Origin of the sequence: Kitasatospora cystarginea, assembly GCF_039533515.1 — a bacterium.
Classification (GTDB): Bacteria; Actinomycetota; Actinomycetes; order Streptomycetales; family Streptomycetaceae; genus Kitasatospora; species Kitasatospora cystarginea.
Genome location: NZ_BAAATR010000007.1, coordinates 100,599 through 124,477 on the forward strand (window position 1 = coordinate 100,599; position 23,879 = coordinate 124,477).

Here is a 23,879-nt window from a genome sequence, read left to right on the forward strand (position 1 = left end):
TCTTCTCCCTTCCTGCGACGCCGCCACTGGTGCACGAGCACGAGAGCGGCAACGGCTCTGGCTCCGGCCGTTGCGTTCCTCAGGCCGACATCTCGAGGCTAGCACTAACCGCAGGAAATCCTTCACTTATTCTGGGTGTCATACGCTCGGCGCACACACGGAGCACGACGACAGCAGAGGTGGACCACGGTGACCGGCAGCACTCCAGGACGACACGGGACCCCGCGGCTGCGCGCCGACGCCGCACGCAACCGCGCCCAGATCCTGGCCGCGGCACGCATCGCCTTCCGCGAGTCGGGCACCGCCGTCCCCCTGGACGAGATCGCGCGCCGGGCAGGCGTGAACATCGCTACCCTCTACCGACGCTTCCCCGACCGCGACGCCCTGATCACCCAGGTCCTCCTGGACGGATTCACCTTGGTGCTCGACACCGCCCGTACGGCGGCGAAGCAGGCGCAGACCGACCCGCTCACGGCCGTGGAGACCTTTCTGCAGGGCCTGATCGACAACCGCGACCTGCTCTCACTGCCCCTGATCGGGGGCCCCATGACGAACGACCCCCAGGCCCACGAACTGCAACGGGAGATCGCCTCCGCTCTGGAGGAAATCCTCACCGAAGGGCGCGCCCGCCAGGCGCTCCGGCCCGACGTCACCGCCGTCGACCTGATCACCACCGCCGCCCTGATCTGCCGCCCCCTCCCCCATCTCCCACCCCAGCAAGCCACCGCGCTGGCCACGCGACACCTCGGCGTCTTCCTCGACGGGCTACGCCCGGAGCACACCCGCACCCTGCCACCGCCCCCCACCCACGAGGAGATGGCAGCCCACCTCGTTCTCGAGAACGGGTCGGCCGACACTTCGACCCAACCCTGACCAGCGGTCATCGCCGTTGTGGGGCCTGCCGTCCTTTCCGGACGACAGGCCCCACAGCTTCTCCCGGCGCCGGGCGGGACAGGACTGCGCCCCGGATCAGCGCACTGGACCGTCTTCGGGAGATCGAGCGTCTCGCCTACCGGGTCACCGTGGAGGCGTCCAACGAGGACTGGCTCTCCTTCGAGCCTGATCCGGAGGACGCGACACCCCTCCAACGCAGCGTCAACGCGCTCACGCTGGTCCTGCACAGTGCTCCAACGGGCCTGGCTCAGCTGCCGGTTGGAGCCGGGCGCAGGTCGTCCTGGCCCTTCACCGCCGTCGTCTGCTCGCCGTCGACCACGTAGGAGACCACGCCGCTCCAGCGGCCGTCGGCACTCCGCCGCCACTCGGTGAGCAGGCCGCGCACCCACTGCCGTCCCACCCGTACCAGGCACGGTCTGGTGTCAACCGTGGGACGGTAGCCGGGGAAGCAGCGGATGCACGCTCCCCGTCCCCGGGCCATGGCGTCCGCGACCGGGACGCGTTCCGGGGTGTGGACCTCACGTCCGAAGCGCGCGGCCCGCCGCTGGCCGTCGTGCAGTGCTTCGCACGACTCGGAGCGGTGGAAGACCGACCCGCCCCGGGTCGTGTAGACCGACGCGCACAGCCCACGCGGTACCGGCTTGCAATGGCCGCACTGGCCCACTATCAGGTCGTGATCACAACGCTCGTCAGCCATGAGTGCAGGATGCCGTCGATGCGGCAGCCTGGCAATGACATTCCGTCAGAGGCGGCCGGCCTGACCGCAGCGGCCGGGTCCGGTGTGCCACTCGCGCTGCCAATGGGAGAAGGCCTGCTGGACATCGCCGGCTGCGTGGGCGAGTGCACCTCGGTCGGGTTCGGCCGGGGTGAGGTGCGGTAGGTGGACGATGGCGTCGTAGGCGTCCAGCGGGCTCTGGTCGGAGTAGAAGGTGCCGACGCCGGCGCGCTGCTGGGAGGCGGCTCGTACGGTCGCGGCGTCGGCCGGGGACAGCCGCCGCAGGTCGGTCGCGAAGGGTCCGTCGTGGCTGGCGGCCATGAGCGCGTCGAGGCTGCCGGACCGGGGCGGTTCCATCCGCGTGAAGAGGGTGCCGGTGTAGAAGTCGGGCCCGTTGTTGAGGATCTGGCCGGTCCCCGAGGTGGTGCCGATGACCCGGTAGCCGGTACCCAGCCGGTCTGCCAGGTGCATGCCCATCGGCGTGATCGGGGACAGCCCGGGAAGAGTTCCCGGCCAGCGTTGGACGTGGCCGTTGTGGGCGGCCAGTACGATCCGGTCCTGCCTGCTCAGTATCCAGTCGACCGTGTCCGCGATCGTGGCGTCGCGGTCGAGCATCATCCCCTGCCGGTCCCCGCGCGCCATCTCGCGGAACATCGCATCCAGGGTGACCGTGACACGCAGCGAACGCAGCGCACACTCGTAGGCCCCCTCGGTGGTCCGCCGCAGGTACTCCAGGCGCCTGCCGGTCATCCGCGCGGTGAGATCGGCGAGGCCCGCCGTCAGCGCGTCCCGGCTCCCGGGCGTGAGGTTCCCGTAGGCGGCGATGGCTGCGGGGGCCGCGAACGCGGACGCGGCCGCGAAGGCCGAGGCCGTCTCCCGGATGCCCGGATCGATCTCGAACTCGGGATCGGCCTGCGCGAGGTAGGCGGACACGGCGTCAAGGCCGGGCAACAGGGACACCATCGAGCCGGGCAGGTCGATCCCATGGAAGCCCACGGGGCGCGCGGCGGTGCGGTTGTGCTCCCGCATCCACTCCAGGTGGGCGCGCATCTGCGACCACAGCCCCATCAGGGACGTCATTCCGTCCGCCATGACCCGGCCGAGCCGGTCCCCACCCCCTCGGACCCAGTCGTCGACCAGCCGGCCCTCGACGAATCCGGTCTCCATCGCGTAGGCGCCGAACCCGTGCCGTTCGACCAGATAGCGCAGCAGTCGGTGGCGGAGCTGGAAGAACTCGCGGTTGTAGTGCGCGCTTTCACCGATCGCCACCACCCTCGCGTCGCCGGTCACCTGGTCCAGCCATGAAAGGTCGTCCAGCGGTCCGCTCGGATCGAGCGTGCTCAGCGGGATCACCGCCTCACCGCTCAGTCGGACGGGTGCCACCGAAGGCTGCCTGCTCACTTTTGGCCCCTTGTCGCTCGGAGGAAGGTCTGTATTTCCATTTTTGGGAACGGTACCAGATATGGGATCGTGTCAGGGTGACCTCGCTCGACCTCCTCCTCCACCCCGTCCGACTGCGCATCGTGCACGCCTTCTCCGGCGGGCGGACCCGCACCACGTCCGAGCTGTGCGCGCACCTGCCCGATGTCCCCAAGACCACGCTGTACCGCCATGTCGGTCTGCTGGTCGAGGCAGGCGTGCTCGATGTCGCGGCCGAACAGCGCGTGCACGGCGCGGTGGAACGCCACTACCGGCTGCACCGGGACCGCGCGGCGATCGGCACCGACACGGCTGCGTCGATGTCCCTGGACGACCACCGCCGCGGGTTCGCCGCCGCCATGGCGGCCCTGCTCGCCGAGTTCGGCGGCTACCTCGACCGGGACGGAGCCGACCCGACGGACGACCAGGTCGGCTACCGGCAGGGCGTCCTGTGGCTCAGCCAGGACGAACTCACCGACATGATCGACGCACTCCGCGAGGTCCTCGTGGCACGGGCGGCCAACGCACCCGCGCCCGGCCGCAGCCCCCACCTGGTGAGCGCGGTCTTCTTCCCGATCGAGGAGCCACCGCTGCCCGAGGCAGACTGCGGCCCGTGAGCCGATCCGCGGCCCGGCCGACTACCGGCTCCGCACGCTCGCACCGTGCCGTCGCCGTGCTCTCGTCGTACCGTCGGTAGTGCGCCCTGCCCAGGACGTCGAACCGACGTCGCCAGTCCGAGGCCGCCGTTGCCCGTGCCGTGCGCAGACCGTCCGCGGACAGCTTCCGGGCCCAGCGGTCGCCGTCTACACGCGGATCCGCACCCCACACCACCAACAGCACAGCAGCGACAGCACCAGCAGCCGGTGGAGCGGCGCGGGCCAGTCCCGCAGCCCGACTCCGGCCTCTGAAAGGGAAGTTGGCCCCTGCCCGGCCGACAACCTGGCAGGCCGGCCACCCGGTGGGCCACTTCCCGCTCCCCCGCCACCGGCCACCCGTCCACCGGCCCGACCAGCCCCCGGGCGGCTCCCCGGGTCCGACCGCCGGCCCACGCGCCGACGGCCGTACCGGGCAGCCGCGGTCCGCGACCGGGTAGCCGCCCGGCGGCGAACCCCCGGGCATTGGAGGAGATCATGGAACTCGCCTTTCTCAGCCCGCTGCTCGCGGGTCCGCTGCCGGAGCGGGCCAAGCCCTGGGCGTCCGTCTACCTGGACACCTCCCGGGCGACCGAGGACGCGGTGAAGCAGCAGGACCTGCGCCGACGCGCGGTCGCCAGGCAGCTCGCCGACCAGGGCGCGGACGAGCCCACCCGGGCCGCCGTGGACGGCACGCTCGCCGCCGCACCCGTCTCCGGAACCCCGGCCGGACGGGCCCTGTTCGCCACCGAAGGCTCGGTGGTGCTGGATGTTCCGCTGGAGGCGGCCCCGGCGATGCCGGAGGCCACCTGGTCCGCGCTACCGCATCTGGCCCCGCTTCTCACGCTGCGCGGTGAGGACACCGCCTGCCTGGTCGCCCTGATCGACCGCACCGGTGCCGATCTGGAGCTGCGCGACGGGCGGGCGAACGGCCACTCCCGGGCGCGGGTCAGGCTCGGCAGCGCGGAGGGCGAGCAGTGGCAGGACCGCGGGCACCGCTCGGTTCCGGCCGACCGCTACGGCTGGCACTACGAGCAGCGGCTCCAGGACACCTGGGACCAGACCGCCCAGGTCATCGCCGACGAGCTCACCCGGCGCTGGCCGGACAGTGGTGCCCGGCTGCTGGTGCTGGCCGGGGACGCCCGGGAGCGCCGGGCCGTGCACAACCGGCTGCCCGACTGGCTGCAGCCGCACGCCGTGGAAGTCGACGGCGGTGCCAGGACGGCCGGAGCCTCCTCCGAGGCGCTCGACCGGCGGATCGCCGAGGCCAAGACCGCGTACCGGACGGAGCGGCTGGACGACGCCCTGGACCAGTTCCACGCCGGGCGCGGACGACCGGGTGAACACGGTGCATCCGGCCCGGACAGCAGCCCGGGACCGGCCGCCGAGGGCATCCCGGCCGTCCTGGACGCCGCCCGCCGCCACCAGGTGGCCACCCTGTTGCTCGACGAGTCCGCGGGCGATCCCGGCCGCCAGGTCTGGGTCGGTCCCGGCCCCGACCAGCTGGCCAGCAGGCGCACCGACGCCCACGCCCTCGGCGTCGCGCGACCGCAGCCGGCCCGGGCCGACGACGCCCTGCTGCGCGCCGCGGCGGCCGCCGGTGCCGAGGCGGTACTCGTCCCCACAGAGGCCGGCGGTCCGGCTGGCGGGGTGGGCGCGGTGTTGCGCTGGAGCGACTGACCGGGCCTGCCTCGTGCCGATCGGCCCCGGTCTCCGGCGGGAGCGGCTACTCCCGCCGGAGACCGGGCTGTCGACGGCCGGGCGGCACCCGGCGCTCTGCGGTGTACGTGGCCCGGCCCACCCCTCGCTCAGTCCCGGCGGTCCGGAGCGTCCGAAACCAGCGACTGCTCGGTCCAGATGACCTTGCCGTGGGCCGTGTAACGGGTGCCCCAGCGGTTGGCGAACTGGGCGACCAGGAACAGCCCGCGGCCGCCCTCGTCCGTGCTGGAGGCGTGGCGCGGATGCGGCGAGGTGCTGCTGGCGTCGGCGACCTCGCAGGTCAGGTAGCGGTCGCAGATCAGCCGGACGGTGATGGGCTGGGCGCCGTAGCGGATGGCGTTGGTGATCAGCTCGCTGAGGATCAGCTCGGTGGTGAAGGCGATCTCGTCCAGGCCCCAGTCGGCCAGCCGGCTGGCGCACTCGGTGCGGATCCGGGAGACGGCGGCGGGATCGGCGGGGACCTGCCACTCGGCGACCTGACGCTCGGCCAGCAGCCGGGTGCGGGCCACCAGCAGCGCGATGTCGTCGCTCGGGTGCGGGGGCAGTGCGGTGGCCAGTACGGCCTCGCAGGTCTCCTCCGGGGTGCGGCCGGGGCCGGCCACGGTGGTGCGCAGCAGCTGCATCCCGACGTCGAGGTCCCGGTGGCGGCTGTGGACGAGTCCGTTGGTGTACAGGACGATCCGGCTGTCCTGGGGTAGCCGGAGTTCGGTCACCTCGAAGGGCAGGGCTGCCGTGCCGAGCGGCGGATTGCCGGGAACGTCGGGGAAGACGGCGGTGCCGTCCGGTTGGACGATCACCGGCGGGGGATGTCCGGCCCGGGCCACGGTGCACACGCCCGAGACGGGGTCGTAGATCGCGTACAGGCAGGTGGCCCCGGTGACCGTGCCGCCGTCGCTCTCCACCGTCTTGTCCTGGTCGATGGTGGCGACCAGTTCGTCGAGGTGGCCCAGCAGCTCGTCGGGGGCGATGTCCAGGCTCGAGAAGTTGTGGATCGCGGTCCGCAGCCGGCCCATGGTGGCCGCGGCGTGCAGCCCGTGGCCGACGACGTCGCCGACCACCAGGGCCACCCGTGCCCCGGGCAGCGCGATGATGTCGAACCAGTCGCCGCCGACTCCGGCCTGGGCCGGCAGGTACCGGTGGGCGACCTCCAGCGCGTTCTGCTCCGGCAGGCGTCTGGGCAGCAGGCTGCGCTGCAGGGTGACGGCGACGGCGTGTTCGCGGGTGTACCTGCGGGCGTTGTCGATGCAGACCGCCGCGCCGGCGACCAGTTCCTCGGCTAGGGAGAGGTCGTCTTCGGTGAACGGCTCCGGGGTGGCGGCGCCGCGCCAGAAGATGGCCATGCCCAGGGTGACGCCACGTGCCCGCATCGGCGCGGTGATCTGCGAGTGGAGGCCGCGGCGGAGGATCTCCTCGGACCGCTCCTCGTCCTGGGTCCGCCAGGCCTGGTCGGCCCTCAGGTCCGTCACCATGCTCGCCCGGCCGCTCTCCAGGTTCCGTGTCTGCGCGGCCCCCGGGATCCACTCGATGCTCTCGCCCACGCCGTAGAGCGGCCAGTTCCCCTCGATGCCCCGGGCGACCACCCGGCGCATCACCGTCAGCAGGTCCGTGCCCGGCTCGTCGCCGGCCAGTACCGGGTCCAGCAGGTCCACCGTGGCGATGTCCGCGAACCGCGGGACGGCCACCTCGGCCAGTTCCTCGGCCGTGCGCACGACGTCCAGGGTGGTGCCGATCCGCTTGCCCGCCTGGTACAGCAGGCGCAGTCGCTCCCGCGCCACCTGCGCGAGTCCGGCGACGGCCCGCAGCTCGGTGGTGTCGCGCAGGGTCGCCACCGATCCCAGCGGCCCGCCGTAGATCGCGGTCGGCCGGTGGTTGACCGCGATCAGCCGCTCGCCGACGGGGAAGACCTCGTCCTCGGCGGCCCGCCCGGAGAGCAGCAGTTCGGTGACGGCCGGGTCCAGGTCCAGGGTGGAGAGGTGCTGGTACTCCGGGGCCGGGGGAAGGCCGAGCAGCCGCTTCGCCTCGTCGTTGGCGAGCAGCAGCCGCCCGTCCTGGTCGATGATGAGCACTCCCTCGCGGACGGCGTGCAGCACTGCGTCGTGGTGCTCGAACATCCGGGTGATCCCGGTCGGGCCCAGGCCGTGGGTCTGGCGGCGAAGCCGCCGGCTCATCTGCGTGGCGCCGCTCACGGCCAGTGCCAGGGCCAGGGCGGCGGCGCCGAGCAGCAGCGGCAGTCTGTGGTCGACCGTGCTCACCACGTTCCCGGTCCGGATCCCGGCGCTGACCATCCCGACCAGCCTCCCGGTCGGATCGGTGACCGGGACGATGGCCCGGACCGCCTCCCCCAGAGGTCCCCGGTAGGTCTCGGTGACGGCCTGCCCGGCGGCCGCCCGCGCGATGTCGCCGTCGGCGCGCTTGCCGATCAGGCCCGACACCGGGCCGGTATAGCGGATGCCGTCGGGTGACAGTACCGAGACGAAGTCGACCCCGGACTCCTTCCGCGCCGGCTCCGCGAAGGGCTGCAGCGCCGCCGTCGGATCGGTGCTGCGCAGCGCGGGCACCATCCCCGGCGCGTGCGCGAAGGCCTCGGCGGCGGCGAGCGAGCGGTCGGTGGCGTCGCGTCGCATGTCCTTCCCGATCTGGATCACCAGGGCGGTGGTGGCCGCTGCCACCAGCAGCACCACCGCCGCCAACTGCCACAGCAGCACCCGCCCGGCGACGCCCCCGGCCCCGAACCGTGACCGCCGATTCGGTCTCGCCGGCACCTTCAGCCCGGTTCCCGGGTCCTGCCCGCCACCGCCGTCTCGCATGCTGGACTTCCCACCTTCGTTGATGGAACGTCAGAACTACAGCACACGATCAAGTCCAGGCCCCGGAGGCCGGACAGGACACGGGTGACGGCCGCCGGCTCCGGCGGACCGCGCAACCGCCCGCGACGGCCGGGCGGGCAGCGCACGGTCGCGGTGGACGCACCCCCGGGCCCGGGCCCCGCCGTGCTGGTTCCTTCCGCCGGTCACCGGGTATGCGGACCAGTAGGAGATGACCAGACCATGAGCGAGACCACACGGGGAAGTTCCGCATCCCCCTCAGCCGCGGAGAAGCTGCTCCATCCGGTCGACACGGTGATGACGACGGTGAGCCACCTACCGGGCGCCGCCACCGTCAAGGACGCCTTCGGCTCCGTTCTGGACACCGTCGGTGTCGTCTCGCCACGCTCACGCCGCATCGCGGCCTACGCCGGTGCCGGCCTGCTGGGCGCGGCGGGCCTCGTGGAGTGGCCGATCGCCGCCGCCGGCGCCGCGGTGGTGTGGCTGACCCAGCCGCGTCCGGGCGGGGCCGACGAGGGCGCCACTGCCGGTACGGGGGCCCGCGCGACCCGGACGACCCGCAGGGCTGCGGCGAAGCCCTCCGCCAAGGCGAAGTCCTCGGCCAAGCGCCCCGCGACGACGAAACCGCGCACGAAGAAGACGGCGACGACCAAGGCGAAGCGGACCACCCAGTCGGGCGGGCGCCGCACGGCCACCGCCGCAGAGTCCGCTTCGGCCGCGGGCGGATGAGGGCTCGCGGCTGGGCGAAGGCGAGTGATGGCGGTCCTGCGTCTGCTGACCCGGCTGCCCGCCGCGGGGATGGACCTCGCGGTCGGGGTTCCCGTCCGGACGGCCCGGCGGGTCGTCCCGGCGGCCGGCACGGCCGTCCGAGTGGCGGCCGATGCGGCGGGCACGGGCGTGCGCACCACCGCCCGCGGCGCGCTGGCGGTGTCGCAGACCGCGGTGCGGGTCGGCCGGGTCGGGCTGAGCGCCATGGCCCCCGGCCGGCGCTACTGGCATGCCGGGTCCCGGGTCCAGCTCCCGCTGCGCCCGAGCCCGGGCGCGACCGTACGCAGCCTGGAGGCGGCGGCCCGGCGGGTGGCGACCGGCCTGGTGCAGCGCCCCGACGTGCTCGCCGCCTACTGGGACGGCGGGCTGGCCCGGCTGGTGGTGCAGATGACGCAGGACGCCGTCACCGACCGCGTGGTGGAGCGGGCGACCGAGCTCGCGGCCGGGCAGCGGCTGGAGCGGCCGGAGGAGGACGTGCTGGAGCCCGCGCACCCGGGTCATACCGGCGGTGTGCGCTCCGGTGCGCTCGCCCTGGCCTGCGACGCGGTGGGTATCGCCACCGCCGTCGCCGCGCGGACGGTCCACCTGAAGAGCAACTCCCACCTGGTCACGACCGGAGTGACGCTGCTGCATGAGGACCCGCGGGTGCGATCGGTGCTCCGCCGCCATCTGGGCCGCTCGGCCACCGATCTGGTGCTGGCCGCCGCCAACGCGGCCGCGCACGGCGTGGGGCAGTCGCCGACCGCCCTGGCCCTGGACGCGGTGCTGAGGGTGGGTCAGCTGGCCGAGGCCGTCGCCCGTGCCGCCGCGTTCGACGCCGCGCACGACACCGTCTGCGCTCCGGATCGGCTGAGCCTGGCCGGCCGCCAGGTCGCCCGGCCGCAGCTGCACCGCCGTCCAGGAGAGGACTACCGGGACCAGGCGATCACGGGAACCCTGTTCGGCGCGGTCGGAACGCTCCTGTTCTCCCGGGACGTGCACGAGGCGGCGGAGGCGCTGATGGCCGGCAATCCCAAGGCCGTCCGGTACGGCCCGGAGGCCTTCACCGCCGCACTGTGCACCGAACTGGCCCGCGAGGGCGTACTCGTGCGCAACCTCGACCGACTCGGGCAGTTGGAGCTCGTCGACACGGTGGTACTCCACCCCGAGGCGCTGCGCAGCACTCGGCGTACGGTCCTGGACGTCAACTCCAACGTGCCCGACTGGGACCACGACCGACTGTGGCAGACGGCCACGGCGACCCTGGACGGTGGCGGGGCGCTCGGCCTGCGTCCGGTGCCCGACCAGGCCGGTTCCCGTATCGGGCTGATGATCGCGTCGGAGCGGGGCAGGGACGTCGGCACCGTGCTGGTCGGCTGGGAGCTCGACCCGCTCGCCGAGGCGGCACTGGACGCGGCCCGCCGGGCCGGCCTGTACGTCGTGGTGCAGGACGATGGTTCGCTCGGCGACTTCGGCGCACTGGCGGACGAACTCGTCGGTGCCGAAAGGACGTTGGCCGATTTGGTCGGAGAGCTGCGCAGCAGCGGCCGGGTCGTTCTGACGGTAGCTCATGTGCCGTGCGGCCGGGCCGGGACGGAGCGGCAACTGAGCCCGGAGAGCCGCGAGGTGCTGGCCGGCCTGCTGCGCAGCGACGTCGCCGTCTCACTCACCGACGAGGGCAGTGCGGTGGTGTGGGGCGCGGATGTGCTGCTGCTGCACGGGCTGGAGGGGGCTTGGCGACTGCTGGCGGCGATACCCGCGGCCCGTACCGTCGGCGAGCACTCGAAGGTCTTCGCCGAGGCGGGTGCGGCGCTCGCCGGGCTGCTGGTGGTGACCCGGGGATCGCGTTCGAAGCACCTCACCTTCCCGCTCGGTTTCCGGCTCGGCCCGGTGCACGCCGCCGCTGCCGCCTCGCTCGTCTCGGGCTGGCGTGCCGCGCTGCGGGTCAACACCGACCGTGCGCCGCACCCGCCGCCGCGGGTGCCCTGGCACGCCCTGCAGCCGCAGGAGGCACTGACCCGGCTGCGGGCCCGCGCCGCGGGCGTGGAACCGGGCGTGTCGGCGCGGATCCGGGAGGGCGCCGTCAGGCTCGCGCGTCTTCCGGTCTTCGCGCCCGAGCGCCTGGCGGTCCGGCTGGTCAGCTCCGTCCGCGGCGAACTGCACGATCCGCTCACGCCGTTGCTGCTCGTCGGCGCCATCGCCTCCGCCCTGCTCGGGTCCGTCGTGGACGCGCTGATGGTGCTCGGCGCCATGGGCGTGAACGCCCTCGTCGGCGGGGTCCAGCGACTGCGGGCCGAGCGCGCGCTCTCCGGACTCAAGCTGGAACAGCGCCAAAAGGCCCGCCGGATAACCGACTTGGGAACCGGCGAGGCGAGGACGGTGGAGGCCGGGCGGCTGGCCCCGGGTGAGGTGATCGAGCTCTACACCGGCGACGTGGTACCCGCCGACGCCCGGCTGCTGAAGGCCGATGAACTGGAGGTGGACGAGTCCTCGCTGACCGGCGAGTCGCTGCCGACCGGCAAGCAGGTGGACGCAACACCGCAGGCCGCGGTGGCCGAGCGGCACTGCATGGTGTTCGAGGGCACCACGGTGGTCGCCGGCCACGGCCGGGCCGTCGTGGTGGGCACCGGCGGGGAGACCGAGGCCGGGCGGGCGGCGCACCTGGCCTCGCGCACCGCGCCCGCGCCCGGCGTCCAGGCCCGGCTGCACGAACTGACCGGCCGGATGCTGCCGTTCACCCTGCTCGGCGGCGCCGCGGTGACCGGTCTGTCGCTGCTGCGCGGCCGGCCGGTACGGGAGGCGGTCCGGGGAGGGCTGGCGGTGGCGGTGGCCGCGGTCCCGGAGGGCCTGCCGCTGGTGGCGACCGTCGCGCAGTTGTCCGCGACCCGGCGACTGAGCCGGATCGGCATCCTGGTCCGCGCCCCGCGCGCGCTGGAGGCGCTCGGCCGGATGGACACCGTCTGCTTCGACAAGACCGGCACGCTGACCGAGAACCGGCTGCGCGTGGTGCGGGTGGCGACCGCGGACGGCACCGAGCACCCGGCCGGTTCCACCGATGCCGCGCCGCTGGTCCACGCCGCCGCGCTGACCTGCCGCACTCCCGGCCGGGAGGCGGGTGTCCACGCCCACTCCACCGACGAGGCGATCCTCACCGCCGCACTGCCCGGCTCGCCGTGGACCCTCGCCGAGGTGCAGCCGTTCGAGGCCAGTCGCGGGTACGCCTCCGCCGTCGGGTGTGACGCGGAGGGGGCCCGCGCGCTGCTGGTGAAGGGTGCGCCTGAGGTCGTGCTGCCGGCCTGCACGGAGACTGCCGAGGGCGACGGGACCGCGCAGGCGCTGGCCGCCGACGGCCTGCGGGTGCTGGCGGTCGCCGGTCGCCGGCTCACGGAGGCCGAGGAGCCCGCCGAGGCGATCGGCCGGCCGCTCGAGGATCTGGACCTGCTCGGCTTCATCGGCCTGGCCGACACCCCCCGCCCCGGTTCCGCACCGCTGGTGGCCGACCTCCGCCGGGCCGGCGTGCGGCCCGTGATGCTCACCGGCGACCACCCGCAGACGGCCCGCGCCGTGGCCCTCCAGCTCGGCTGGCCGGATGACGTATCGGTGATCACGGGGGACGAGCTGGCCGCCCTGGACCGCATCGGACGGGCCCGCCTGCTGCGCGGCTGCGACGTGGCGGCGAGGGTCGCCCCGGAGCAGAAGCTGCAGGTGGTGGAGGCGCTGCAGGCGGCCGGCCGGGTGGTGGCAATGGTCGGGGACGGCTCCAACGACGCGGCCGCCATCCGCGCCGCCGACGTCGGAGTCGGCATCGCGGTGCACGGCTCGGCGGCGGCCCGGAACGCGGCCGATCTGGTGATCACCGGCGGCGACCTGTCGGTCCTGGTGGATGCCGTGGCCGAGGGCCGGGCGCTGTGGCGCAGCGTGGCGGACGCGATCAGCGTCCTGATCGGCGGCAATGCCGGTGAGATCGGCTTCTCGGTGCTCGGCACCCTGCTGTCCGGGGCCTCGCCGCTGTCCACCCGGCAGATCCTGCTGGTCAACCTGCTGACCGACATGTTCCCGGCGATGGCCGTCGCGGTCACCCCGCGGGACGACGCCGCCGAGGAGAGCCTGGCCGGCGAATCCGCCCTGGTCGGCACCGTCCCGGTGGGCATCGCGGTGCTCGGTGAGCCGCTGACGCGGCAGATCCGCCAGCGTGGGGTCGTAACCGCGCTGGGCGCGAGCACCGCCTGGCTGATCGGCACGTTCACGCCGGGCTCCGCCCGGCGGACCAGCACGATGGCGCTGTGCGGTGTGGTCGGCGCCCAGCTAACCCAGACGGTCGGCGGCCGGCGACGCAGTCCGCTGGTGCTGGCGACGGTCCTCGGTTCGGCGCTCTCGCTGTTCGTGCTGATCGAGACGCCGCTGGTCAGCCGGTTCTTCGGCTGTGCACCCCTCGGCCCGGTGGCCTGGGCCGGAGTCGCCACCGCGATGGTCGTCGCCGCGCTGGGCCCGCACCTGGCGCCGAGGTTCGAATCCCTCGCCCGGCAGCTGCGGCAACCCCGCTGATCGCCTCCCTCGCGTCCCGGCGCCTTGTTACCCGGCCCGGGGTGCCCGGTGCGCCGGACCGCGATGTCCTCCGGCCTGCCCCGGACGAACACGACGTCGATCAGCCGCTCGCCTCCGCCGCCGCCCGGGTCCTCGCCAGTGATTCCCGAACGCGCCCGGGCGGTACGGTCGTTGGCCAGGGGAGCAGTCTGCCCTACCCGTCCCCGTCCGGGGTGGCAAGGACCCGCCGTGGTGGGAGAGTTCAATCGACCCGGGCCGCGGCCCGAACTCGTCTCCGCAAGATCACCGGAGCGTCGAGCGGGTGATCGCGGTGAGGGCGCGGTGGAGGGTGGACTCGCTGGATGGGCGATCGGGCCAGCGGGCGGCGACGTGGCCGTCAGGTCGGATGAGCAGTGCTCCATGTGGGCCGGGGCCGCAGAGGTCGGCATGGTCGTCGGGAAGGCGCTCGATGTGCAGCGGCCATGGTGCGGTGGTCTGTTGCGCCCAGTGGTTGGGGTCCGGGGTGAGCAGGGTGAACCATTCGCCGAAGGCGTCGAGCGTGGAGCGGTCCCGCGTGAGCCAGAGGTGTGGCATGCGACGGCCTGGCCTCGCCGTGGGGACATAGTCCGGGCCGCTGTCGGACGGCTCGAGCGGGATGCCGCGGTCGGCGAGGACGGCGGCAGAGTGGTAGGTGACGCCGAACACAAGACCGAGTTGGGCGAAGTACCGCTCGGACCAGGGAAGTTCGATCCGGGTCGACGCTGCTTCGCCGGCTCGGAGCTGCTCGCTGCGCCGGTTCTGTACCTGGAGCATGAGTCGGGTGTTGACCACGGCTTGACGAAGAGTCCGGTGGGCGATGGGTTGCCGTTCCGTCTCGTAGGTCTCCAACAGGCTCGGCCGGGCCCACCGTTGGAGGACACCTGCCAGCTTCCAGCACAGGTTGTGCGCATCGGCGATGCCGGCGTTCATGCCCAGGCCGCCGACGATGGGAACCGCGTGCGCGGCGTCGCCGGCCAGCAGGATCCGGCCGCTGCGGAAGCGGTCGGCGACGAACGCGCTCATCACCCAGTGCTGTACCCGCGACACGTCGGCCGGTACGTCGGCGCCGGCGCCGAGGGCGCGCGAGACGAGGCCGGGCCAGTCGGCGCGTGCGGCGGCTTCGGGCGTGGCGACGAACCAGGCCCAGCCGCCTTCGGGGTAGAGCGGGGCGAACAGTCCGTGCGCGGTGAAGTAGACCCCGGCGGGCTGGTGGGCGCACCAGCGGTCGAGGTCGGCATCGAACACGACGGTGGTGAAGTCCCCCATCGCTCCGGGGCCGGTGGTGTCGATCCCCAGCCGTTGCCGGAGGGTGGAGTTCGCACCGTCGGCGGCCAGGACATGACGGGCCCGGACGCGGGTCTCCGCACCACGCCGGTGGTCGACGAGCAGGGCCACGACGCCGTCGGCCTCCTCGGCCAGGTCAATGAGCTCGACCCCGAACCCCACCGGCGCGTCCGCTGCGGCGAGCAGGGTGGGTTCCAGCCGGTCCTGCGAGGTGACCACGCCGGTCACGGGGCTCGCGGGTACCGGAGCGTTGACCCCGACCATCGCCGCTGTGGCGAAGTCGCGGTCGTGCAGGGTGTCGCGGAAGCGGATCCGGCCGTACTCCGGTGCGAACGCGCCGGCCGTGATCCTGTCAGCAAGTCCGAGCTGGCGGAAGATCTCCATCGAGCGCACGTTGACCAGCCGGGACCGGGGAAAGGGCGACAGCTCACCGTGCTTCTCGACCAGCAGGGTCCGCACGCCCCAGCGTTCCAGTAGCACCCGGGCGGTGAGCCCGACCGGCCCACCACCGACGATCAGTACCGCCACCTCGGCGTCCGCTACGGGCATGCCTGGCTCCTCCCCCGACGCGACGGCCGCGTCGACGGTGTCCTGAACCACCATGAGATCAATCCTCCGCACCCGGCGGCCGGCCGCAATCACGGGATGTCGTGCACAGGAGTCCGACGAACCCGGGGTGGCATGCCTGGTCAACCGCAGAATCAGCCGAGAAGGAGGTCGAAGAGCCCATCAGGAAACCGCTTGTCAGGCAATTGCGCAACCTGGCCCCACCCGATCGGGTGATCTGAGGAATCGACCTGTCACGGGCCGGGCAGACGGTATCCGACGACATGCCTTCACGTCTCTCGGGAGGATGCCATGACCGTGATGATCCTGCTGACCGTACCCCTGGTCGTCGCCGCCGGGCTCACCTTCACCCGGATCGGCCTGCCTCCCGCCCGCCATCGCCGAACCCAGCCGAGCCGCCCGGGTCCCGGACGAATGGCCCAGCCGACCTCCGTGCGATTGGCCCAGTTGGAGGGCGAGGCCCGGGTCTAGCCTGGGCTCCGTCCGCAGGTCTGCGGACGACTGAACCGAGCAGTGGAACGGAAGTCCCCATGCGTGTCTTCGTAGCGGGCGCCACCGGCGCCGTCGGCCGACTCCTCGTCCCCCTGCTGCTGGCGGCCGGGCACGAGGTCACCGGCACCTCCCGCTCGGAGTCCGGGACGGAGCGGATCCGCCGCCAGGGTGCGGCGGCCGCCCGGGTCGACGTGTTCGACGCCGAAGGGCTGCATCGCGCGGTGGCCGCGGCAGCCCCCGAGGTGGTGATCCATCAACTGACCGATCTCACCGACGCGGACGGCGCCGCCAACGGCCGGCTCCGCCGTGAGGGCACCCGCAACCTGGTGGACGCGGCCAGGGCCGCCGGAGTGCCGAGGATCGTCGCCCAGTCCATCTGCTGGGCGTACGCCCCCGGAGAGGGGCCCGCCGACGAGTCGGTACCGCTCGACGACGACGCACGGCAGCCACGGGCCGGGATGGTGGCCGCCGTCCGGGCGCTGGAGGAGACGGCCACCGAGATGGACGCCGCGGTGGTGCTGCGCTACGGCATCCTCTACGGTCCGGGCACCTGGTACGCACCCGGCGGTGCCGTTGCCGCGGCGCTGGCCGGTGCCCCGGACGCGCGGTTCCTGGGGAGCGTCGAGGCGGACGACTCGGTGAGCTCCTTCGTCCACGTCGCGGACGCGGCCAGGGCGGCGGTCGCCGCGCTGGCCTGGCCCGCCGGGCCGGTCAACATCGTCGACGACGAGCCCGCCCGGGCCCGCGACTGGCTCCCGGTACTGGCGCGGACGCTCGGGGTTCCCGCGCCCGAGGCCACTGCCGGGCGACAGGATTGGGCCCGCGGTGCGGCGGGCGGCCTGGCCCGCTCGCGTGGCTGGCGCACCGAGCGGACCAGTTGGCGGACCGGCTTCGCGGACCAAGGCGTCTGATCCGCCAGCACCGGATCAGCGCGGCTCCCCGCCCGCACCCGGCCTCGGCGGCGAGCCGCGCTCACCGTGCGGCGGGCGCGGACCGACGGCGCCGTGCTCACGGCAGCTTGGTCCCCTCCGGGAGGACGATCCCGAACTCGGCCTCCAGTACCCGCAACACCTCGTCCACGTCGGCCAGTTCGCGCTCCTCGCGCTCCCCTCCGGTCCTGGTCTCCACCAGCTTCCGTCCGCTCAGTTGGAGGTGCCGTCCGGGCAGGGTGCGGCAGGCGTACACCTCCTTGGTGAAGGGCGAGCGTGGGTTGGTCCCGATGTGCCAGTTGATGACCTCGAAGTCCGGTGCCTCGTAGGGCTCCAGGGTGAAGGCGTACTGGTCGGCCCAGGAACCGTCCGGCCGGCCGTGCTGGAGCACCCAGGTCGGCAGCGGTCCGCGCCGCTCCGCGTCGAACACCAGCCGGTGGCGCCGCCCGTCCGCGTCGAACTCCTGGTCCGCGACCAGCGGCACCGGCTCCGTCAGCGCGCCGCTGGAGCCGAAGCCGACGTCCGCGAGGTAGCGGCCCTCGTGTCCGGGGATCTCCACCAGCAGCATCATGTGCGTGCGCGGCCGGTCGGCCCCGGGCTGCGCCCCGACCAGGACCCGGGCGCAGAGCAGGGTGACGCCGAAGCCGAGGGACTCCAGTACGGCGGCGAGCAGCGTGTTGTGCTCGTAGCAGTAACCGCCGCGGGTACCGCGCACCAGCTTGGCCTGCAGGTCGTCGAGGTCCAGCGAGGGAGCCGTCCCCAGCAGGGGGTCGAGGTTCTCGAACGGGATGCCGTACAGGTGCACGCGGTGGATCGTCCGCAGGGTTTCGACGATGGGCCGACGTTCTCCGGTCCAGGCGGTGCGGGTGAAGTAGTCGTCAAGGTCAAGAGCCATACGACCGACGATACGCGGTGGCCGCAGTCGGGCTCCCTTGGGGCACTGACCGTCAATATGTGCTGGTGGTAGGTGCTTTGGGCGGCATCGGCCCCGCTGCCGGTGCCGGTCAGCCGACGTTGTGCGGGCGGAACTGGATGCTGATGCGCGGGCCCGCGCCGCGGGCGGTCTTGGGGATGGCGTGCTCCCAGGTGCGCTGGCAGCTGCCGCCCATCACGACGAGGTCGCCGTGGCCCAGCGGCAGGCGCAGCTGGGGTGCGTCGCCGTACCGGGGGCGGAGCACGAGGGCTCGGGGCTCGCCGACCGAGAGGATGGCCACCATGGTGTCGTGGGTGTTGCCGCGCCCGAGACGGTCGCCGTGCCAGGCGACGCCGTCCCGTCCGTCCCGGTAGAAGCAGAGTCCGGCGGTGGTGAACGGCTCGCCGAGTTCCTCGGCGTAGTGGGCGCTGAGCGCTTCGCGGGCCGCGCCCAGGACGGGGTGCGGCAGCGGCTCACCCTCCCGGTAGTGCGCCAGCAGCCGGGGCACGCTGACCACGTTGTCGTACATCTTCCGGCGCTCGGCGCGCCAGGGGACATGGGTCGCCAGGTGTTCGAACAACGCGTCCGAGCCGGTCAGCCAGCCCGGCAGCAGGTCGACCCAGGCGTCGTGGGACAGCTCGGTGCGGCGCAGCGCGGCGAGATCCCCCAGCCGCAGCGGCGCGGCCTCGGCGGAGTCGAACAGCGATGTCTGGAGGTGGACGCTCACTCGTCCAGGCTACGCCATATATCGAACATCTGATCGGATATGCCTTGGCCGGAAGGTGTGACGGCCGGGCAAGGTGCAGGGTGGAGTCGTGAGAGTACGGCAGCCTCGCACGCAGCTCCGCCGGCCGAGCCCGACCGGGCTGCTGGTGCTGATCCCGCTCGCTTTCATCGTGGCGATCTCCTCGATCGACATCGCCTCGCCCCCCTACGTCCACCTCGGGCCGCTGCTCGTGGTCGCGCCGGCGATCACGGCCTCCTTCGCCGGTGCCCGACTCACCGCCCTCATCGGGTTCACCGCCGTGGTGGCACAGGTGGTGATCGGGATCTTCCACGGCGGCCTGGGCACCACCAACCACGAGGCCCAGGTCGCGGCGCTGCTGGTGGTCTCGGCCGTGATCGTCTTCTACTGCCGGGTGCGCGAGCGGCACGGGCGGGAGCTGACGCATGTCCGGTCGGTGTCCGAGGCCGTCCAGGAGGTGCTGCTGAGACCGCTGCCGCCGCGACTCGGCCCGCTCCAAGTCGCGGCGGCGTACCTGGCGGCCGAGGACGAAGCCCATGTCGGCGGCGACCTCTACGCCGCCACCAGGGTCGCCCACGGGACCCGGCTGATCATCGGGGACGTCCGGGGCAAGGGCCTGGCCGCCGTCGGGGACTCCGCCCATCTGCTCGGCGCCTTCCGCGAGCTGGCCCACCACTACCAGGACCTGCCGGCACTCGCCTCCGCCCTGGAGGAGAGCTTCTGCCGCCATCTGGCGGAGACCGCGCCGACCGACGAGAAGCACGGGGAGCATACCGAGCGGTTCGTGACCGCACTGCTGCTCGACATCCCCGACGCCTCCCCGGTGGTCAGGACGACGATCTGCGGCCATCCGCCGCCACTGCTGCTGCACGGCGGCTTGGTCGACCTCCTCCACCCCCGGGAGCCGGCGCCCCCCCTGGGAATGTGCGGGCTGCGGGACACCCGGTACCCCGTGGAGACCTTCGCCTTCGAATCCGGCGACACCATCCTGCTGTACACCGACGGCATCACCGAGGCGCGGGACCGCTCCCGCGCCTTCTATCCCCTCACCGACCGGGTCTCCGCCTGGTCCACGGCCGACCCGCCCGACCTGCTCCGGCACATCCGGCACGACCTGGTCGACCACGTCGGCGGGCGGCTGCGGGACGACGCGGCACTGATCGCCCTCAGGCGGACCTGAGCGGGGCGTGGTTGACCTGGGGGCCGGTCGGGGCGGGCCCGAGCGCGCGCGGTCCGGGGAGATTGCCTGGGACGCCGCGGAACCGTGCACGCTCTGGGGCGCGTGATCACGTCCGGGCGCTCTGGGCAGCGCGCGGCCCCGGCAGTGCCTCGCAGAGCCGGTCGAGCTCGTCCTCGGTGTTGTAGTAGTGGACCGACGCGCGGACCACTGAGGTCAGGTTCCGGGCCTCGAAGTCCCAGCGGGCGGAGTCCGTGGTCGAGACCGAGACGTTGATCCCCTGCTCCCGGAGGTCCTGGGCGATCCGGTGGCTGTCCCGGCCCTCGACGGTGAAGGTCACGATGCCGCACTGGCGCGCTCCCCGGTCGTGGACGCTCACCCCGGGCAGGGCGCGCAGGCGCCGGCGCAGTACGTCGGCGAGCCGGGTGATGCGCTCCTCGATCGCGTCCAGGCCAAGCTCCAGGGCGTAGTCGGCGGCGACCCCCAGACCGATCTTCCCCGCGTAGAAGGTCTCCCAGCTCTCGAACCGGCGGGCGTCGTCGCGGATCCGGTAGGTGTCAGGCGAGGTCCAGGTCGCGGCGTGCAAGTCCAGGAAGGGCGGCTCCAGCCGGGTCCGGACGCGCGGTGAGCAGTAGAGGAAGCCGGTGCCGCGCGGTCCGCGCAGGAACTTGCGGCCGGTCGCGCTGAGCAGGTCGCAGCCGACCTCGGTGACGTCCACCGGGAACTGGCCGACGGACTGGCAGGCGTCCAGCAGATAGATCGCCCCGGCTTCCCGCGTGACCCTGCCGATCTCGGCGGCGGGATTGACCAGGCCACCCTGGGTGGGCACATGGGTGACCGCGACGAGTCTCACCCGTTCGTCGATCATCTCCCGCAGCGCCTGGACGTCCGTCTGGCCGCTGTCGTCGTCCGGTACGACCTCGACCTGGACTCCGTACCGACGGGCGGCCTGGAGGAAGGCGATGACGTTGCTGGCGTACTCGGCGCGGGCGGTCAGGATCCGGTCGCCCGGTGCCCACGGGATCGAGTAGAAGGCCATGTCCCAGGCGCGGGTGGCGTTCTCCACCACCGCGATGTCCTCCCGGCCGGCGCACACCAGCCGGGCCAGCGCGTCGTAGGTGTGCTCGATCCGGTCGGCCTCGGCACCGGCGGCCTCGTAACCCCCGACCTCCTCCTCCAGCCGCAGGTGCCGCATCACCGCGTCCACCACCGGACGCGGCTGCAGAGCGGCCCCGGCGTTGTTCAGATGAACGACTCGTGCGCAGCCCGCCGTATCTCGACGCACCCGCTCCAGATCGATCCGTTCCACCGGCCCGGCCCCTTTCGTGATCGTCGTGCTCCGTCTCCCTGCAACGTGCCGGGACCTGGCGATGTCCCCGCTCCGTAGAAACCCGGCCTCACGCTCCGGGACGGCCGGCGGCCAGCCGGTAGACCTGCCGTGAACCGCCTTCCGGGCCCGGTTCGGCGGTCTCGGCGGGGGCGAACCCGAGCCGCTCGCAGAAGACCCGCGCCCCGCTGGTCACGGCCCCCGGATGGCCCGCCCCGAAGGTGACCACGTCCACGCTGCCCACCAGGGGCCCGATCCGGCGCAGCGCCTCCGCCATCAACGCGCGTCCGACGCCCTGCCTGCGCGCGTGCTCCGCGACCACCAGCCAGTGGACGTGGTGGACGGGGGCCTGCCCGCCGAACAGCAGCCCGCCGAGCAGACCGGGCCTGCTGAGTGCACCGGGCCCGCCGAGTGGACCGGGCCCGCCGTCGGATGGGACGGCGACCAGGGCCGTCGCCCGGCCGGTGTGCTTGCGTACGGCGCGGTGGAAGCCGCTCTCCCCCACCATCGGGCCGAACCAGTGCTCGACCTGGGCCGCCAGGTCGAGGAAGCCGGTGAAGTCCCGCTCCTGGGCGGCTCTGATGATCATTCCGTAAGTCTGCCAGGGCCTGGTCCTTGGGCCCTGTGCGGACTATGCCTCGGCCGGTGGCGCCCACAGCCTGCGCACCGTCTCGAACACCTTCTGGTTGTGCGAGATCTCGATCACGTTCCCGTCCGGGTCCCGCAGCGCGCAGACGTACCCCACCCACTCGGACACGTCCTGCGGTTCCCAGTGCAGGCAGCCGAGTTCCCTGGCCCGCTCGGCGATCAGGTCCACCTCGGCGCGGCTGGGCACCTCGATGCCCAGGTGAGCGAAGGGGGTGAGCAGGCCGAGCTGCTTGCCGCTTTCCCGGTCGAAGGCCACCAGCACCAGCACGAAGGGCGTCTCGTACTGGCCGGGGTTGGACAGCCAGGCGCTGCGGCCCGCGTCGTCCGCGAACCGGGACACCACCACGAGCGGCGTCAGCGAGGTGTAGAAGTCGATCGCCCGGTCGAGATCACCGACCGGCAGTGCGACGTGCGTCCAGCGGGCTTGCTGCAGTTGCTCGTTCATGCGGCTCCCATCTTCCCGACCTCATCTGCCGACGATTCTGACGGAGAATCAGGAACGCCGGTATCACGCATCGCCCGAGGACGGTCCGGGTCCGGGCAGCCAGACGCCGGGGGCCGGCCCCGACCGTACCGGGTGGCCGGTTCCGTGGCGGGCACCGGTGCCGGACCGATCGGCGTGCGGACTCCGGGCCGAGCGGCGACGCTGGAGAGGGAGCAGTCTCGGCAAGGAGGACGCCCATGTCTGTGATGGACAAGGTCAGGCAGATGCTGAAGGGCCACGAGGAGCAGGCCATGAGAGGCATCGACAAAGCGGGGGACTTCTTCGACGAGAAGACCCACGGCAGGTACAGCAGCCGGGTCCACTCGACCCAGGACAAGCTGAAGGAGCAGCTGGGCGTGAACCGCCCACCGGACGAACCGCCCCAGCAGTGACCCACGGCGGAATACCGCCTGGCGGGCCGCGTGCGGAGCACGGTTTCCTGCCGTCCGCCCTTGTCAGGCCGACCGGGCGGGCCGAGCCTGGGGCGATGCTGACCCACGGGAGCCTGTGGTGGAACCAGGTCAACGTCTGCGCCATGCTGGACAGCCGGCTCCGGGACACCACCCTCGCCGTCGCGCCGATGTTCCACATCGGCGGGCTCAACGCGCTGGCCCTGGGCGCCCTGGTCCGCGGCGGCACGGTGGTCGTCCACCGTGGCTTCGACCCGGCGCCGGTCAGGTCTCCGTGCCCTGACCACCGACCGGGACCGCGACCACGACCGGGGCCGGGGCGGGGGCCGGCAGCTCCTCGGCGCCCCAGCGGCGGGCGAGGACCGCGCACACCATCAGCTGGATCTGGTGGAAGAGCATCAGCGGCAGTGCCATCAGGGCCGCCGAGCCGGGGAAGAGCACCGATGCCATCGGCAGCCCGGCGGCCAGGCTCTTCTTGGAGCCGCAGAAGACCAGGGCGATCCGGTCCCCGCGCCCGAATCCGAGCCGGCGGCCGAGCAGCGCGGTGCAGCACAGCACCAGTGCCAGCAGCGCCGCCTCCACCACCAGCAGCACGGCCAGCCCGGGCAGCGGCAGTTGGCTCCAGATGCCGCCGACCATGCCGGCGCTGAAGGCGCTGTAGACCACCAGCAGGATCGAGCCGCGGTCCACCAGGCCGAGCACCCGGCGGTGGCGGCCCATCCAGGCGGCGATCCAGCGGCGCAGCAACTGCCCGGCCAGGAAGGGCAGTAGCAGTTGCTCGACGATGCCGAGCACCGAGTGGGCGGCGATCCGGCCCTGGGTGCTGAGCAGCGCGGCGGCGAGCAGGGGTGTGAGCACGACGCCGACGAGGCTGGAGAAGGTCGCGCTGCAGACGGCGGCGGCGGCGTTGCCGCGCGCGATGGAGGTGAAGGCTATCGAGGACTGGACGGTGGACGGGAGCAGGGTGAGGAAGAGCAGTCCCTGGTAGAGCTGCGGGGAGAGCAGTCCGGGGACGAGTGCCCGGCAGGCCAGTCCGAGCAGCGGGAAGAGGACGTAGGTGACGGCGAGCACGGTGCCGTGCAGACGCCACTGCTTCAGGCCGTCGAGGGCTTCCCGGGTGGACAGCCGCGCGCCGTAGAGGAAGAAGAGCAGGGCGACCGCCCCGTCGGCGGTGTCCGACACGGCCGTCGCGGCCGCTGCCCGGGCGGGGAGCAGGGCGGCCAGGGCGACGGTGCCGAGCAGGGCGGCCAGGTAGGGGTCGAAGGGCAGGCGGCGTGGCAGCTTGGGGAAGGGCATGGCCCTCAGCCTGGTCCCGGGCCCGGTGATTGTGAATCCCGCTCGCGGCGCTCACTGCCATCACAAAATATGATGACCAGCGCTACGCTCATC

Annotated in this window: 19 protein-coding genes and 1 pseudogene; 10 read left to right on the forward strand and 10 right to left on the reverse strand. The window is 72.9% G+C overall.

Going from position 1 to position 23,879, the window contains the following annotated elements:
• Positions 1–189: 189 nt before the first annotated feature.
• A complete protein-coding gene (locus ABD369_RS10610) occupies positions 190–873 on the forward strand; it encodes a TetR/AcrR family transcriptional regulator (protein WP_344636051.1) in 684 nt (227 codons plus the stop codon).
• A gap of 268 nt (positions 874–1,141) precedes the next feature.
• Here ABD369_RS10610 and ABD369_RS10615 read toward each other — a convergent pair whose 3' ends face one another.
• On the reverse strand, positions 1,142–1,591 hold the full coding sequence (locus ABD369_RS10615; protein ID WP_344636052.1) for a hypothetical protein: 450 nt from the start codon (positions 1,589–1,591) through the stop codon (positions 1,142–1,144).
• Between the two features lie 45 nt (positions 1,592–1,636).
• A complete protein-coding gene (locus tag ABD369_RS10620; protein ID WP_344636053.1) occupies positions 1,637–3,010 on the reverse strand; it encodes an erythromycin esterase family protein in 1,374 nt (457 codons plus the stop codon).
• Positions 3,011–3,087: 77 nt separating this feature from the next.
• On the opposite strand from ABD369_RS10620, the gene ABD369_RS10625 reads away from it, so the two are divergent.
• Positions 3,088–3,645 (forward strand): helix-turn-helix domain-containing protein, encoded by a 558-nt coding sequence (locus ABD369_RS10625; protein ID WP_344636054.1) that lies wholly within the window; start codon positions 3,088–3,090, stop codon positions 3,643–3,645.
• A 513-nt stretch (positions 3,646–4,158) separates the two neighbouring features.
• Positions 4,159–5,340, forward strand: coding sequence for a baeRF2 domain-containing protein (locus tag ABD369_RS10630; protein WP_344636055.1), 1,182 nt, complete (start codon positions 4,159–4,161; stop codon positions 5,338–5,340).
• Positions 5,341–5,468: 128 nt separating this feature from the next.
• On the opposite strand, the gene ABD369_RS10635 is transcribed toward ABD369_RS10630, so the two are convergent.
• Positions 5,469–8,186 (reverse strand): SpoIIE family protein phosphatase, encoded by a 2,718-nt coding sequence (locus tag ABD369_RS10635; protein WP_344636056.1) that lies wholly within the window; start codon positions 8,184–8,186, stop codon positions 5,469–5,471.
• Between the two features lie 240 nt (positions 8,187–8,426).
• On the opposite strand from ABD369_RS10635, the gene ABD369_RS10640 reads away from it, so the two are divergent.
• Positions 8,427–8,933 carry a hypothetical protein gene (locus ABD369_RS10640; RefSeq protein ID WP_344636057.1) on the forward strand — a complete coding sequence of 169 codons (507 nt, stop codon included), beginning with the start codon at positions 8,427–8,429 and terminating at the stop codon, positions 8,931–8,933.
• A 27-nt stretch (positions 8,934–8,960) separates the two neighbouring features.
• Positions 8,961–13,496 (forward strand): cation-translocating P-type ATPase, encoded by a 4,536-nt coding sequence (locus ABD369_RS10645; protein ID WP_344636058.1) that lies wholly within the window; start codon positions 8,961–8,963, stop codon positions 13,494–13,496.
• A 282-nt stretch (positions 13,497–13,778) separates the two neighbouring features.
• On the opposite strand, the gene ABD369_RS10650 is transcribed toward ABD369_RS10645, so the two are convergent.
• Positions 13,779–15,347: an FAD-dependent monooxygenase gene (locus ABD369_RS10650; protein ID WP_344636059.1), complete on the reverse strand. Its 1,569-nt coding sequence runs from the start codon at positions 15,345–15,347 to the stop codon at positions 13,779–13,781.
• A gap of 309 nt (positions 15,348–15,656) precedes the next feature.
• Between ABD369_RS10650 and ABD369_RS10655 the strand changes: the two genes are divergently transcribed.
• Complete coding sequence (locus tag ABD369_RS10655) at positions 15,657–15,836, forward strand: hypothetical protein (protein WP_344636060.1); 180 nt, start codon at positions 15,657–15,659, stop codon at positions 15,834–15,836.
• 59 nt (positions 15,837–15,895) lie between these two features.
• The gene (locus ABD369_RS10660; RefSeq protein ID WP_344636061.1) at positions 15,896–16,768 is read left to right on the forward strand and encodes an NAD-dependent epimerase/dehydratase family protein; all 873 of its coding nucleotides are present in this window, start codon (positions 15,896–15,898) and stop codon (positions 16,766–16,768) included.
• 97 nt (positions 16,769–16,865) lie between these two features.
• On the opposite strand, the gene ABD369_RS10665 is transcribed toward ABD369_RS10660, so the two are convergent.
• Together ABD369_RS10665 and ABD369_RS10670 are read right to left on the reverse strand one after the other, a co-directional pair.
• A complete protein-coding gene (locus tag ABD369_RS10665; protein WP_344636062.1) occupies positions 16,866–17,681 on the reverse strand; it encodes an arylamine N-acetyltransferase family protein in 816 nt (271 codons plus the stop codon).
• A 109-nt stretch (positions 17,682–17,790) separates the two neighbouring features.
• Positions 17,791–18,426 carry an alpha-ketoglutarate-dependent dioxygenase AlkB gene (locus tag ABD369_RS10670; protein ID WP_344636063.1) on the reverse strand — a complete coding sequence of 212 codons (636 nt, stop codon included), beginning with the start codon at positions 18,424–18,426 and terminating at the stop codon, positions 17,791–17,793.
• An 88-nt stretch (positions 18,427–18,514) separates the two neighbouring features.
• On the opposite strand from ABD369_RS10670, the gene ABD369_RS10675 reads away from it, so the two are divergent.
• Entirely contained in the window at positions 18,515–19,624 is a 1,110-nt protein-coding gene (locus ABD369_RS10675; RefSeq protein ID WP_344636064.1) for a PP2C family protein-serine/threonine phosphatase, read from the forward strand.
• A gap of 106 nt (positions 19,625–19,730) precedes the next feature.
• Here ABD369_RS10675 and ABD369_RS10680 read toward each other — a convergent pair whose 3' ends face one another.
• From ABD369_RS10680 to ABD369_RS10690, 3 genes are all read right to left on the reverse strand, one after another.
• A complete protein-coding gene (locus ABD369_RS10680) occupies positions 19,731–20,930 on the reverse strand; it encodes an aminotransferase class V-fold PLP-dependent enzyme (protein ID WP_344636065.1) in 1,200 nt (399 codons plus the stop codon).
• Between the two features lie 88 nt (positions 20,931–21,018).
• Complete coding sequence (locus ABD369_RS10685) at positions 21,019–21,537, reverse strand: GNAT family N-acetyltransferase (protein ID WP_344636066.1); 519 nt, start codon at positions 21,535–21,537, stop codon at positions 21,019–21,021.
• Positions 21,538–21,579: 42 nt separating this feature from the next.
• Complete coding sequence (locus ABD369_RS10690; protein WP_344636067.1) at positions 21,580–22,041, reverse strand: VOC family protein; 462 nt, start codon at positions 22,039–22,041, stop codon at positions 21,580–21,582.
• Between the two features lie 236 nt (positions 22,042–22,277).
• On the opposite strand from ABD369_RS10690, the gene ABD369_RS10695 reads away from it, so the two are divergent.
• Positions 22,278–22,472 (forward strand): antitoxin, encoded by a 195-nt coding sequence (locus tag ABD369_RS10695; RefSeq protein ID WP_344636068.1) that lies wholly within the window; start codon positions 22,278–22,280, stop codon positions 22,470–22,472.
• A 143-nt stretch (positions 22,473–22,615) separates the two neighbouring features.
• Positions 22,616–22,687, forward strand: a pseudogene (locus ABD369_RS10700) (hypothetical protein); the annotation flags it as partial.
• 67 nt (positions 22,688–22,754) lie between these two features.
• Here the strand turns inward: ABD369_RS10700 and ABD369_RS10705 are convergent.
• Positions 22,755–23,786 (reverse strand): bile acid:sodium symporter family protein, encoded by a 1,032-nt coding sequence (locus tag ABD369_RS10705; RefSeq protein WP_344636069.1) that lies wholly within the window; start codon positions 23,784–23,786, stop codon positions 22,755–22,757.
• Positions 23,787–23,879: the final 93 nt, after the last annotated feature.

Excerpts from the sequence above, each read along its gene's own strand:
- ABD369_RS10615 (WP_344636052.1), bottom strand. The coding sequence starts at position 1,591 with ATGGCTGACGAGCGTTGTGATCACGACCTGATAGTGGGCCAGTGCGGC.
- ABD369_RS10630 (WP_344636055.1), top strand. The coding sequence starts at position 4,159 with ATGGAACTCGCCTTTCTCAGCCCGCTGCTCGCGGGTCCGCTGCCGGAG.
- ABD369_RS10635 (WP_344636056.1), bottom strand. The coding sequence starts at position 8,186 with ATGCGAGACGGCGGTGGCGGGCAGGACCCGGGAACCGGGCTGAAGGTG.
- ABD369_RS10640 (WP_344636057.1), top strand. The coding sequence starts at position 8,427 with ATGAGCGAGACCACACGGGGAAGTTCCGCATCCCCCTCAGCCGCGGAG.
- ABD369_RS10645 (WP_344636058.1), top strand. The coding sequence starts at position 8,961 with ATGGCGGTCCTGCGTCTGCTGACCCGGCTGCCCGCCGCGGGGATGGAC.
- ABD369_RS10650 (WP_344636059.1), bottom strand. The coding sequence starts at position 15,347 with ATGCCCGTAGCGGACGCCGAGGTGGCGGTACTGATCGTCGGTGGTGGG.
- ABD369_RS10655 (WP_344636060.1), top strand. The coding sequence starts at position 15,657 with ATGACCGTGATGATCCTGCTGACCGTACCCCTGGTCGTCGCCGCCGGG.
- ABD369_RS10660 (WP_344636061.1), top strand. The coding sequence starts at position 15,896 with ATGCGTGTCTTCGTAGCGGGCGCCACCGGCGCCGTCGGCCGACTCCTC.
- ABD369_RS10665 (WP_344636062.1), bottom strand. The coding sequence starts at position 17,681 with ATGGCTCTTGACCTTGACGACTACTTCACCCGCACCGCCTGGACCGGA.
- ABD369_RS10685 (WP_344636066.1), bottom strand. The coding sequence starts at position 21,537 with ATGATCATCAGAGCCGCCCAGGAGCGGGACTTCACCGGCTTCCTCGAC.
- ABD369_RS10690 (WP_344636067.1), bottom strand. The coding sequence starts at position 22,041 with ATGAACGAGCAACTGCAGCAAGCCCGCTGGACGCACGTCGCACTGCCG.
- ABD369_RS10695 (WP_344636068.1), top strand. The coding sequence starts at position 22,278 with ATGTCTGTGATGGACAAGGTCAGGCAGATGCTGAAGGGCCACGAGGAG.
- ABD369_RS10705 (WP_344636069.1), bottom strand. The coding sequence starts at position 23,786 with ATGCCCTTCCCCAAGCTGCCACGCCGCCTGCCCTTCGACCCCTACCTG.